10 protein-coding genes are annotated in these 12,068 nt (G+C 36.0%); 5 read left to right on the top strand and 5 right to left on the bottom strand.

The window, feature by feature from the left end; all coding sequences use genetic code 11:
* The 4 genes from BKH40_RS00260 to BKH40_RS00245 are packed head-to-tail and all read left to right on the top strand — an operon-like array spanning window position 1 to window position 5,450.
* Window positions 1-1,077 (top strand): M23 family metallopeptidase, encoded by a 1,077-nt coding sequence (locus BKH40_RS00260; protein ID WP_095275784.1) that lies wholly within the window; start codon window positions 1-3, stop codon window positions 1,075-1,077.
* Complete coding sequence (locus tag BKH40_RS00255; protein WP_095275782.1) at window positions 1,077-2,021, top strand: M23 family metallopeptidase; 945 nt, start codon at window positions 1,077-1,079, stop codon at window positions 2,019-2,021. Before BKH40_RS00260 ends, BKH40_RS00255 begins: the two co-directional genes overlap by 1 nt.
* Window positions 1,955-2,377 (top strand): polymer-forming cytoskeletal protein, encoded by a 423-nt coding sequence (locus BKH40_RS00250; RefSeq protein WP_095275781.1) that lies wholly within the window; start codon window positions 1,955-1,957, stop codon window positions 2,375-2,377. The genes BKH40_RS00255 and BKH40_RS00250 overlap by 67 nt, the downstream gene beginning before the upstream one ends.
* A 10-nt stretch (window positions 2,378-2,387) precedes the next feature.
* The gene (locus tag BKH40_RS00245; protein ID WP_095275780.1) at window positions 2,388-5,450 is read left to right on the top strand and encodes a helicase-related protein; all 3,063 of its coding nucleotides are present in this window, start codon (window positions 2,388-2,390) and stop codon (window positions 5,448-5,450) included.
* Window positions 5,451-5,570: 120 nt separating this feature from the next.
* Here BKH40_RS00245 and gpmI read toward each other — a convergent pair whose 3' ends face one another.
* From gpmI to BKH40_RS00220, 5 genes are read right to left on the bottom strand one after another with little or no spacing between them, the layout of a single operon-like run.
* Entirely contained in the window at window positions 5,571-7,040 is a 1,470-nt protein-coding gene (gene gpmI, locus BKH40_RS00240; RefSeq protein ID WP_095275779.1) for a 2,3-bisphosphoglycerate-independent phosphoglycerate mutase, read from the bottom strand.
* Window positions 7,041-7,049: 9 nt separating this feature from the next.
* Window positions 7,050-7,568 carry an inorganic diphosphatase gene (ppa, locus tag BKH40_RS00235; RefSeq protein WP_095275778.1) on the bottom strand — a complete coding sequence of 173 codons (519 nt, stop codon included), beginning with the start codon at window positions 7,566-7,568 and terminating at the stop codon, window positions 7,050-7,052.
* Window positions 7,569-7,589: 21 nt separating this feature from the next.
* Complete coding sequence (locus BKH40_RS00230) at window positions 7,590-8,162, bottom strand: adenylate kinase (protein WP_095275776.1); 573 nt, start codon at window positions 8,160-8,162, stop codon at window positions 7,590-7,592.
* The gene (gene aspS / locus BKH40_RS00225) at window positions 8,159-9,928 is read right to left on the bottom strand and encodes an aspartate--tRNA ligase (RefSeq protein WP_095275775.1); all 1,770 of its coding nucleotides are present in this window, start codon (window positions 9,926-9,928) and stop codon (window positions 8,159-8,161) included. Before aspS ends, BKH40_RS00230 begins: the two co-directional genes overlap by 4 nt.
* Window positions 9,929-9,942: 14 nt before the next feature.
* A complete protein-coding gene (locus BKH40_RS00220; RefSeq protein ID WP_095275773.1) occupies window positions 9,943-10,914 on the bottom strand; it encodes a chemotaxis protein in 972 nt (323 codons plus the stop codon).
* A gap of 214 nt (window positions 10,915-11,128) precedes the next feature.
* Between BKH40_RS00220 and cysE the strand changes: the two genes are divergently transcribed.
* Window positions 11,129-12,052 (top strand): serine O-acetyltransferase, encoded by a 924-nt coding sequence (cysE, locus tag BKH40_RS00215; protein WP_095275771.1) that lies wholly within the window; start codon window positions 11,129-11,131, stop codon window positions 12,050-12,052.
* Window positions 12,053-12,068 lie beyond the last annotated feature (16 nt).

The following is a 12,068-nucleotide window of genomic DNA, read 5'->3' as shown; positions in this document are numbered from 1 at the left end:
ATGCAAGATAATCTGATGATAACTATAGTTGATGAAAACGGTAGTAAGCAGTTTTCAGTTACTAAGTTTCTCCATAAGATAATAATCTATGGAAGCATCATCTTTATCATCATCTTAATTCTTGGTTACTTTTTAATGGCAAATATCATCTCTAAGCTAGAAGACATAGAATCTAAAAGGATAGATGCCTTAGGCGAGTATCATCAAATCTATGAGCAAAATGAGATTCTAAAAAGCAACATCCAAGATAAGGCTAATGAACTAGAAATAATTAATAATAAGATTAACGACTTACAAAGCGTTGTAAACATAAGACACTTTAGTAAAGATGACGCTGAACGAAAAAGCATAAAACTAGATTCTATAACTAAGCCTCAAAAAGCACTCATGCTTCAAATCATACCTAATGGCTCCCCATTAGAAAGATACACAAAGATGCAAGAGACTTCCCATAAAAGACAAAAAGACCAAAGTATAAAATCTAGTGACTATCAAGTAGGTAATGTCACTAATAAAGGCTATGACTACTACACTAAAGAAAAAGAGCCAGTTTTTGCAACTGCTGATGGATTAGTAGAGTTTGTAAGAAAAAACTACCGCTATGGCTATGGGAACATCATAAGGCTAGTGCACACCTCAGGCTTTAGCTCAGCCTATGCCCACTTAAGTAGCATAACAGTTAAAAGAGGTCAGTTTGTAAGCAAAGGTCAGATCATAGGCTATAGCACCCCTAGTGCTAATCCTAATGTGATAAGCCTCTACTATGAAGTGAGATTTTTAAGTAGAGGGCTTGATAACCTCTCTTTCATAGACTGGAATGCAGAAAACTTCTCTTCTATATTTACTGCAGATGATAACTCCATCATAGACTTTCAAAGCTTACTTTGGGCTATGGATGATATATTAAAACTAAAAGCTATTAGCACGCACTATGTAAAAGAAGCCTTGCAAAACACAAAGCCAACATCTAAAGAAAGCCAAATAGATTCTAAAACAAATAAAATAGATTCTAAAAAAAGCCAAACCATAGAATCTAAAGAAGACAAACCTCATAAAACTAAAAGCGAAGCTAAGTAATGAAGTTTGATAAACGCCTAGTTATCATGATAACTGATAAAAATGGCAGCAGGTACATCAATGTAAGCATGGTTTTTAGACATATTATTATGTATGTCATCTTAACTCTTATCACCCTAACCATCTTTGCTTATGTAAGCATCACAGTTATAAATAGCGAGATAAGAGAGATAAGACATAAAAACTCTTTTATCTCTATGGAATATGTAAGGATGCAAAATCAAAATGCTGACTTGAATAATGAAATAGAACAAAAGAAAGAAGAAACTATACTAGTTGGCGAAAAGATAGAGGATTTAGAAGATAGGCTTGGTATACCAAAAGATTCTCAGTTAGAAAATATGGACAATATAGAAGGCACTGATTTTAGTTTAGTTAATAGGATAGATACAGCACAAATCACAGCCTTACAGAAGGTCTTCTTACTTAAGCTAATCCCCAATGGAGTGCCTTTAGAGCACTATAGCCGCATCTCTGCTCCCTTTGGCATGAGGATGCATCCAATCTTGCATATACTAAGATTCCACGCAGGTATTGACCTAGCTACAAAGGTAGGAACGCCCGTTTATGCTAGTGCTGATGGCGTGGTGGATTACGCAAATAATGGTTATAATGGCGGTTATGGAAAATTAGTAAAAATATCTCATAGTTTTGGTTTTAGGACTTATTACGCCCATCTTAGCAAGGTTTTAGTACAGGCTGGGGAGTTTGTAAAAAAAGGGCAGACTATAGCTTATAGTGGAACTACTGGAGCAAGCACTGGTCCCCACCTCCACTATGAGATAAGATTCTTAGGAAAGCCTATAAATCCTATAGGTTTTATAAGATGGGATCTAGGAAACTTTGATGATATTTTTACAAAAGAGAGGAACATAGCATGGCAATCTTTACTAGTGATAATAAACCGATTAATGACAAAGTCGCAGGAGCCGCCACTATCATAGCTGCTGGCACTAGGATAAAAGGTGATATAGATACAGATTGCCACTTACATATAGATGGTGAGTTTGATGGAATCTTAAAGTCTAAAAATACGGTCATGATAGGCAAAGGCGGTATAGCAAGAGGTGAGATTTACGCACAAAAGCTAATTGTCAGTGGGAAGTTTATAGGTACTTCAGAATCTAAAACTATAGAGATAATGTCACATGGTCGCTTTGAAGGCATGATACTTACTGAAGAGCTAGTAATAGAAAGAAAAGGAACCTTCATAGGTGAAAGCAAAAATGGCAATGCAACCAAGCTGCTAGATGATGGCAAAAAGCTAGAAGATGCTAGCAAAAAGATAGCAGGCAAATAAACTTTAAAGTATGAGTTCTAACATCCAAAGTGAAGTTTATGAATTTATAACCAACCTCACTGTTTTAACACACCAAAATCAAAAAGACAACAAAGATAACAATTACCCAAAAGATAGCACTACTACAAAGCTAGATTCTAAGCACTTTAAGCCAAGGCTAATCTTATGTGCTCCCTTCGAAGTTTTAAAAGTAAGGGATACTTTAGAGTATGCAAACCTAAAACATAGCCTTGGTATAAAACACTTTTACACCTTGCCAGATATAAGGCTTCACTTTGGAGATAGACTAAGTAGCTTTTATGAAGAGATAAGAGAGTGTATAACCCAGCTAACTAAGTTTTATAGCGATATGGAATCTTCTATCCTTATATCGCCTTTTCAAACCCTACTTAATTACATGCCAAGCCCAAAACACCTTGATAGCTTTAAAGTAAGCCTTAGTGATATCTTAAACATCGAAGACTTACAGCTTAAGCTTTTAGACTTTGGCTATGAAAGTGTGGATATCATAGAGCTAGAAGGTGAGTTTAGCCTGCGTGGGGATATACTAGATATCTATATACCTGATACAAAACTGCCTATTAGAATCCTCTTTTATGACGACATGATAGAAAGTATTAGATACTTTGATCAAACAACCCAGCTTTCTTTAAAAGATGAGATAGATAGTATAGATATCTACCCTGCCCTTTTTAATGCCAACTTAGATTTAAGTGATTCTTTAAAGTATGAGGAGTTTGACTTAGACTATAAAAGCAAGTGCTTTTGGGAGTTAGAAAACCTAGGCGGGCTAGATCTAATAAAAGAGCTTAAAAGTCTATGGACAAAAGAGGCCTTCAAAGAGTACAAAGACCTTTTAGATATAGAAAGTGAAACTAAAAAGATAGAAAGCTTTTATATCTTAAGTGATGCTAAAGCTTATACTGACTTTACTCCAGATTATAAGAATCTAAAAGACTTTTTAGCACGCCAAAAAAGCTTTGATATATTAACCCCAACACTTGCTTCTTTAAAGGCTAATGACTTAGAAGAGACTAACTACATGTTAAGAAGTTTAGTAGTTAATATCTATAGCAAAGAACACTGCGTAGTCTCACTTTTAAAAGAACATAAAAGAAACTTTAAAGCTAGAAGCACTTTAAGCCTAGATTCCATAAAGCCAGATGACTATGTTCTACACCAAGACTATGGCATAGGGCGTTTTCGTGGCATAAAGCAGATAAAGCTTCAAGGTGGTGTGCAAGATGTCTTAAATATCGAATATGATAAAGAAGAGTTTTTACTACTACCAATTTATAATCTAAATATGATTGAGCGCTACATAGCCCAAGAAAACATAAAGCTTGATAGACTAGGCAAGATGAGACTTACTGCTATAAAGCAAAAAGTAAAACAAGACCTTATGCACATGGCAGGTGAGATAATAGACCTTCAAGCTAAAAGAGCCTTGATAGAAGCGCCAAAGTTCTTACTTGATACAGAGCAAAAAAAGCTTGCTTGGGATATGTTTAATGCTAAAAGAAGCTTTATACTAACCCCAGATCAAGAAGCTTGTCTAAAAGACTGTTTAGAAGACCTAGGTAGTGGAAAAGTTATGGATAGGCTTTTAAACGGAGATGTAGGTTTTGGAAAAACTGAGATAGCACTAAGTCTTATAAAGCTAGCCTTGCTTAATAACTACTCTTCTATCCTCCTAGTCCCCACTACCTTACTAAGCTATCAGCACTTTAACTCAGTAAAAGAAAGGCTTAAAAAAGAAGGTTTAGGAGATGAGCTAGTTTTTAGACTAGATTCTAATACAACCAAAAAAGAAAAAGATCTAATCTTAGAGTGCATAGCCAAAAAAGAGCCTATTTGCCTTATAGGAACACAGGCTATCTTTAATGTAGAGATAGAAAATCTTGGCCTTATCATAGTTGATGAAGAGCATAAGTTTGGCGTTAAGCAAAAAGAGCTTTTAAAACAAAAAGGAAGCCATATACACATGCTTAGCATGTCAGCTACTCCTATCCCTAGAACACTTCATATGGCATTTTCTAATCTTAAGTCTTTAAGCTACCTTAAAACTCCCCCAAGCTACAAAGCACCAAGCAAGACCTTTGTTAAACTAAAAAGCGATAGCCTCTTAAAAGAAGTTATAAACCGTGAGCTAAGGCGTGGTGGGCAAGTATTTTATATCTATAACAACATAGAAAAGATGCCTGCTGTGCACTCTCACTTGCAAACACTCTTGCCTGATGTAAAGATACTAAGCTTGCACTCTAAAGTCTCACCTAAGGAGCTAGAAGCTGGCATGCTTGATTTTATGCAGAAAAAATATGACATCCTTTTAAGCACCTCAATAGTAGAAAGTGGCCTTCACTTTCCTAACGCAAACACGATAATCATAGATAATGCCAAAACTTTTGGCCTAGCTGACCTCCATCAGCTTCGAGGCAGAGTAGGACGGGGTAATGTCTTTAGTTTTTGCTATCTTTTAAGTGAGGATGACTTAAATGAAGATGCTAATAAAAGACTACTGGCTATGGAAAAAAACTCTTATCTTGGAAGTGGAGCAGCCTTAGCTAATCAAGACTTAGAGATAAGAGGTGGAGGGAACTTACTAGGCAAAGAGCAAAGCGGACATATCAAGCAAGTTGGTTTTGGGCTGTACTCAAGTCTCTTAAAAGAGTGTATAGAAAGCGTAAAGCACTCTAAAAACAAGCTTAGTGATAAAGACAGTAAACTAGATATAAAACTTGGCATTAACGCCTACTTAAGCCCTACTTTAATAGAGCAAGATAGACTAAGACTAGACTTATATCAAAGACTAAGCCTTGCAAGCACCAAAGCTGATATAGATAATATAGAAATGGAAATAGAAGAGCGTTTTGGGAGGCTTGATTCTAATACTTTGCAGTTTTTAGATCTTATGAGGATTAAGCTTGAAGCTAAAAAGCAAGGTATAAACTATATAGGTAATAACGCTAGTAGTATAGTTTTAAAAAGTGATACCAATAGCATCTTAGTCACCGCAGAAGGTAGAGATGACACAAGCATCATGGAAGCTTTGAAAACATACTTTAAGATATAAAAGCTAGTTTTTAAGTAAGTCTAGCTTTAAATGCTACTTTTTTATTACAAGTAAGCACTGATATATAAAGCCATTAAGTAGCTATAAGGTACCTATAGCCACACAACCCAGCTTTAAATCTTATATCAAAGGCTTACTCATTTTAGGGTCTATAGGTAATCCCATGATTTTAAGTACACTTGGGGCTATGTTATCTAGTGCGCCATTTTCTACCTTGCTAACACCTTTTGCGTTTATAAATAAAAAGACATCGCCTACTGTGTGATTGGTTAAAGGCTTTAAGTTTTCATCCTTCATAGCCTCACAGTTACCATGATCACTAGTCATAACAAAGGCATAATCAAGCTTTTCACTCTCTTTAAATATCTCGCCTATACACTTATCTACCACTTCAACTGCACTGATAGCTGCTTCATAGTTGCCAGTGTGTCCTACCATATCGCCATTAGCAAAGTTTACTACGATAAAATCAAAGCCTTTTTGCATGGAATCTATAACTTTATCTTTAACTTCATAAGCACTCATCTCTGGTTTTAAATCATAAGTTTTAACATTAGGACTTGCAACCAAAAATCGCTCTTCACCAAGAAAAGCACTTTCAACTCCTCCATTTAGGAAAAAAGTCACATGCGCGTACTTTTCAGTCTCAGCGATATGGGCTTGTTTTAATCCATGCTTGCTTACTATCTCAGCTAAAGTATCTTTGACTTTTTGTTTTGGGAAAAGGATGGGAAAGTTAAAGTTTTCATCATACTCACACATACAAAGTGTTTTAAAGCTTCCTCTATCTCTTTTAAAGTGAGAAAACTCTTTTAGTCCTATAGCCCCAACAAGCTCTCTTGCTCTATCACTTCTATAGTTAAAAAACAAAAAGCCATCATTTTTATTAAATCCTTCATAGTCAAAAAAGCTAGCAGGCTCTATAAACTCATCTAAGATCTCATTTTCAAAAGAGGCTTTTACATACTCACTTGGAGTTAAAAAAGTTTTATTAGCACCTTCAACTATACTCTTATAAGCTAGCTCTACTCTATCCCATCTATTATCCCTATCCATGGCATAAAAGCGCCCTATAATAGTAGCTATCTTTACTCTATCATCTAAAAAAGATTCCATCTCTTTTATAAATTCTAGTGCTTTTAAAGGCTTAGTATCCCTGCCATCAGTTATTAGATGTAGATATATCTTTTTGTCTTTGATGATATTAAGAAGACCTTTAAGATGAGAGATATGGGAGTGCACACCACCATCGCTTAAAAGACCACAGATATGAAGGGAATCTAGTGGCTCTAAAAAGTCTTTTAAAACTTCGCTTTGAGAAAGCTCTCCGCTATCTAGTGCCTTAGTTATCCTAACTAGGTCTTGATAAAGCACGCGCCCACTTCCTATGCACATATGTCCTACTTCACTATTACCCATTTGCCCGCTTGGAAGCCCTACACTTAGACCGTGCGTGCTAACTAATGAGTTTGGGACATGTTTAAAAAGGTAGTCATAGTTTGGCTTTTTAGCATGCACGAAGGCATTATAAGCTTCTTTATCACTGTAACCTATGCCATCTGTTATAACTAAAACTACCTTTTGTCCCATGTATAAACCTTACTTATATGCCTTCAATGACTTTTGTAAAACTATATCAGCTTGCTTTGCATCAACAAAGTCTTTAACTTTTACCCATTTATTAGGCTCTAGCATTTTATAAGTTTCAAAAAAGTTTTTGATTCTATCTAGTGTTATCTTAGGCAAGTCACTCATAGATTTAATATTTTCATATCTAGCATCTACTTTACTAACTGGCACAGCTAGTAGCTTTTCATCCATACCTTTTTCATCTTCCATTATAAGCATGCCTATAACCCTGCATGCTATAACGCTTCCGGGGATTAGTGGATACTCATTTAACACTAAGATATCAAGCGGGTCGCCATCATCAGCTAGTGTTTGGGGTATAAAGCCATAGTTTGCTGGATAAAACATAGCTGAAAACATAACTCTATCTACTACTATAGCCCCAGTTTCTTTATCTAGCTCATACTTTATATTAGACCCATAAGGTATCTCTATAACTGCGTTTATGTGATTTATATCTTTTCCATAACTTATATTTTCTATATTCATTATTAGCCTTTCTTTATTTGATTATATTTTAGATTCTATATATTTTTGCATCTCAGAGACTATCTCATCTATGCTTCTTTCGCCATTTATCTTATGTAATATCTTCTTATGAGTATAGAACTTTTCTATCTCAGGTAGTGGTTCAAGATAAACTTGCATGCGGTTTTTAAACACTTCAGCATTATCATCATCCCCCCTAGCACGTCCTAAAACTCTATCTTTTGCTACAGCTTCACTTACTTCTACTTCTATGACGCTTGTAAGTTTTACATCATCTTTCATGCTTAAAACGCTATCAAGCTCATTCATTTGCTCTACACTTCTTGGATAGCCATCTATTAGTATGACATCTTTTGGTGCGTTAGTTATAGCGTGAACTATAGTTTGTACAACTATATGAAGAGGCACAAGCTGACCTTTTGAAGTAAAAGATTCTATAAGTTTGCCTCTTTCACTTCCGCTTGCACTCTCACTTCTTAAAAGCTCGCCAGTTGAGTAGTGTACTGCTATATCAGCACGGTTAGCAGCTATCTTTTCAGCATCTGTAGTTTTACCACTACCTGGGGCTCCTATGATTAAAAACAACTTCTTCACTTTGCATCCTTTGTATTAGTTTTTATATGAAGCTCACGCAGCTGCTTAGAATCTATATGACTTGGTGCATCAGTTAAGAGACAAGTAGCTTTTTGCGTTTTAGGGAAGGCTATAACATCTCTTATACTACTAGACTTGCTAAGTAACATGACTAATCTATCAAGCCCTAAAGCTATACCACCATGGGGTGGTGCTCCAAAACGTAACGCTTCTAGTAAAAAGCCAAACTTCTCTTGTGCCACTTCTTTACTTATACCTAAGAGGTCAAAGACTTTTGCTTGGATGTCTTCTTTGTGGATTCTTATACTTCCACCACCTAACTCTATACCATTTAACACGATATCATAGGCTACTGAGTCCATTTTCAAAGGATTAGCATTAATGTCTTTTGGCATGGTAAAAGGGTGGTGTAAGCTTTTAAGTCCTTCTTCATCTTCTTCAAACATAGGAAAGTCTACTACCCACAAAAAGCTAAGCTCATCTTCATCTATAAGCCCTAAGTCGCTTCCTAGTTTTAGCCTTAAACGCCCCATGTAATCAAGCACAGTGTTTTTAACTCCAGCTCCAAAAAAGACCACATCGCCAACTTTTAAATTTAAAGCTTTAATCATAGAATCTAAACTGCTTTTACTTAAAAACTTAACTAGTGGCCCTTTTAAGCCATCTTCTTTATGCTGTATGTAAGCTAGCCCTTTTGCTCCAAAGTCACGCACAAAAGATTCAAGCTCGCCATAAGTTTTACGAGTAAAGATGCTATCAGCACCCGGCACAACTAAGGCTTTTATAGTGTTACCACCACCTTTAAGGTTGTTTTCATCTTTGGCAAGTAAGGCTATATTTTTAAATATATCATTTTCAGAATCTAAAAAGTATTCACTTACCTCAGCTAAAGGTAAGCCAAATCTCATATCAGGTTTATCACTTCCATATAAATTCATAGCATCTTTATAAAGCATGCGTGGGATTGGAAGATTGACCTTTTTACCGCAGCCTTCAAAGATGGTTTTTATAAGATTTGAAGCTAACTCTATGATGTCTTCTTCCTTGCAAAAACTCATCTCTATGTCAATTTGTGTAAACTCTGGCTGTCTATCAGCGCGCAAGTCTTCATCTCTAAAACACTTAGCTATCTGAAAGTATCTATCAAACCCGCCAATCATTAAAAGCTGTTTAAAGATTTGAGGGCTTTGAGGTAGTGCGTAAAACTCTCCAGCATGCACACGCGAAGGCACTAAATAGTCCCTAGCTCCTTCAGGCGTGGCCTTAGTAAGTATAGGTGTGTCTACTTCTATAAAGTTGTTTTCTGCTAGGAAGTTACGAGTAAGGTTGTTAACTTTAGATCTAAGCTTAAAAGTTTCTATATTTTTAGGGGCACGGAGGTCAAGATAGCGATACTTCAAGCGAAGCTCTTCATTAACACTAAAATCCCCTATGCTTATAGGAGGGGTTAAAGACTTATTTTCTATAGTTAGGGAATCTAGCACTACTTCTATATCTCCAGTTTTTAGCTTAGGGTTACTTAGTCCTTCGCCACGCGCGCGCACTTTTCCCTGTGCTAGTAAAACGTACTCGTCTCTTACGCTTGAAGCTATAGCGTGTGCCTTAGAGCTTGGATCACAGACTAGTTGTACTAGTCCACTAACATCACGAAGGTCTATAAAGATAAGCCCTCCATGATCCCTATAAGTGTTACACCAACCACAAAGCCTTACTTCTTTTCCTATATCTTTTAAACTTAAATCTGCGTTATAAGTTGTTCTAAGCATATCCCTACCTTAAATTAATGTGTTTTTACTTCTATATGTAATGCATTTTTTAATGCATCTTCTACTTCTCTAGGATTAGACTTCGTTATAAAAGCACTAGCCCTTAACTCCCTAGCCTTTTCCATATTAGAATCATTACTCATAGATGAGTTTATGATAACTGGCAAGTCTTTAGTTTTTGGATTATTTCTAATGCTTCTTAAGACTTCAAAGCCAGATATCACTGGCATCTCTAAGTCTGTGATAACCGCGCCAACTTGTGCTAAAGCCCCCGGACTGTTAAGGTACTCAAGTAAGGCTTTACCATTAGCAAAAGTAAAGTACTTTAAGCCAAGATGCTCCATGATGGTTTGCAAAGACTTTTGTGCAGGCTTAGAATCTTCAGCTAGCAAGATAATCTTATCACTATCTATAAACTTAAGCGAGCTTAACTCCAAGTCTCTAGAATCATCTATATGAGGGAAGGCATCAAGTAGCATCTTTTCTACATCTAAGATCTGGACTACACTACCATCATCAAACTTAGTAGTAGCAGTTATCTTATCATCACTCCCGCCAAAGCCTAACTCACTGCCAACTGATATCTCACTCCAACTCTTTTGTATGATGCGTTTTACACTGTGAATCTTTAGCCCAACTGTATGCTCAGAAAAGTTACATATCACAACTAGGCTTTTTTTAGAGTTGTCTACTGAGTAAGGTTTTAAGTCTTTATTAGGCTCTTTTGGATTATAGTAAAGCCACCTTCTCATATCTAGCAAGGGTATGCTTTCTCCTCTTACTGTTAGAAAGCCTAGCACTATGCCATCATTCTCCCCGGCAGTTTCTGCTAAGTCACCATCATAGTAGATTATCTCTCTTATTTTAAAAACATTCATCGCATAAAGCTGGTTACTATCCTTATTATCTTCTTCCAAGGTGAAACATAAAAACTGTGCTTCATTATGCAGGTGCAAAGAGGTAGTTTTGTCTATACTGCTTATCAAAAATCGCTCCTAGGCTTATATAAAATGCTTTAATTTGTCACAAGGTTAAACCAAGCTCAAAATAGCGTGTGGTGGAATCTAAAACTTGGGCTATTCTAACAAAAAAACACTGTAGAGAGTATAAATAAAGCTTAATTTTAAAGCCACGCTATAATGTAGCAATTGCCTCTAATTTAGCAAGCTAAAAATTATAAATTTAAATAAGGATATATTGATGACAACACAAATAGATCCATTAAACAGAAATATATTTTCACTTATGAAAGAAGACTTCAGCATACCAAGACTAAAAGACCCAGCTTTTAAAAGCAAGGTCGAGCTTTTTTTCAACTACCCCGGCGTTATGACTATAGTCTTTCACAGGATAGCACATAGACTTTATCTCAAAAACTGGAAAGTCTTAGGACGCATCATCATGGGCTTTTGTCAGTTTGCCTATAACATAGACTTGCACCCTGCAGCAGTTGTTGGAAGAAAGGTTTTTATAGACCATGGTATAGGCTTAGTAGTTGGTGAGACTGCTATCATTGGTGATGATGTCACTATCTATCAGGGAGTAACTTTAGGAGGAGTAAGCCTAGAAAAGACTAAAAGGCACCCTACTATCTTAGAAGGTGCAGTTATAGGTAGTGGTGCTAAAGTACTAGGTAATATCACTATAGGGAAAAATGTAAAAATAGGCTCTAACTCAGTCGTAGTAAAAGATGTGCCAGATGACTGTGTGGCAGTTGGAATCCCAGCTAGGATTATTAATAAGCATAAGACTGAAGATTCCAAAGAAAAAGAAGAAAAAACTACTACTACCAAGCTTCCAGATATCGATAAAGAGATGTTTGCTTATATACTTTGTAAACTAAAACTCTATGAGCAAATAGTTAATGCAGTAAGTGATGAACACGGTAATATCAACATAAAAGACTTATGCAAAGAGCATGGTAAGTATAGATTTGAGCAAGCTAAGCTTGATGAGGTCTATGACATATTTTTAAAAGCCATCAAGCAAGATGAAAAAGCAGACAACAAAGAAGAGATAAGAACAGACACAAAAGAAGATATTAAGACAGAATCTAAAAAAGATTTAAAAGAAGATGCTAGCAAGCAAGAAGCTACAGAGCAAGATTCCATAAAAATGCAGTAGTTTGGTAACATTTAGC

It is taken from the genome of Helicobacter sp. 11S02629-2, from assembly GCF_002272875.1.
Lineage (GTDB): Bacteria > Campylobacterota > Campylobacteria > Campylobacterales > Helicobacteraceae > Helicobacter_I.
The sequence above is the reverse complement of the archived record's forward strand: the minus strand, read 5'-3'. Positions and strand labels throughout refer to the sequence as shown.

Bases quoted from the DNA above. Each gene is read 5' to 3' on its own strand.
- BKH40_RS00260 (WP_095275784.1), top strand. From the start codon at position 1: ATGCAAGATAATCTGATGATAACTATAGTTGATGAAAACGGTAGTAAG.
- BKH40_RS00255 (WP_095275782.1), top strand. From the start codon at position 1,077: ATGAAGTTTGATAAACGCCTAGTTATCATGATAACTGATAAAAATGGC.
- BKH40_RS00250 (WP_095275781.1), top strand. From the start codon at position 1,955: ATGGCAATCTTTACTAGTGATAATAAACCGATTAATGACAAAGTCGCA.
- BKH40_RS00245 (WP_095275780.1), top strand. From the start codon at position 2,388: ATGAGTTCTAACATCCAAAGTGAAGTTTATGAATTTATAACCAACCTC.
- gpmI (WP_095275779.1), bottom strand. From the start codon at position 7,040: ATGGGACAAAAGGTAGTTTTAGTTATAACAGATGGCATAGGTTACAGT.
- ppa (WP_095275778.1), bottom strand. From the start codon at position 7,568: ATGAATATAGAAAATATAAGTTATGGAAAAGATATAAATCACATAAAC.
- aspS (WP_095275775.1), bottom strand. From the start codon at position 9,928: ATGCTTAGAACAACTTATAACGCAGATTTAAGTTTAAAAGATATAGGA.
- cysE (WP_095275771.1), top strand. From the start codon at position 11,129: ATGACAACACAAATAGATCCATTAAACAGAAATATATTTTCACTTATG.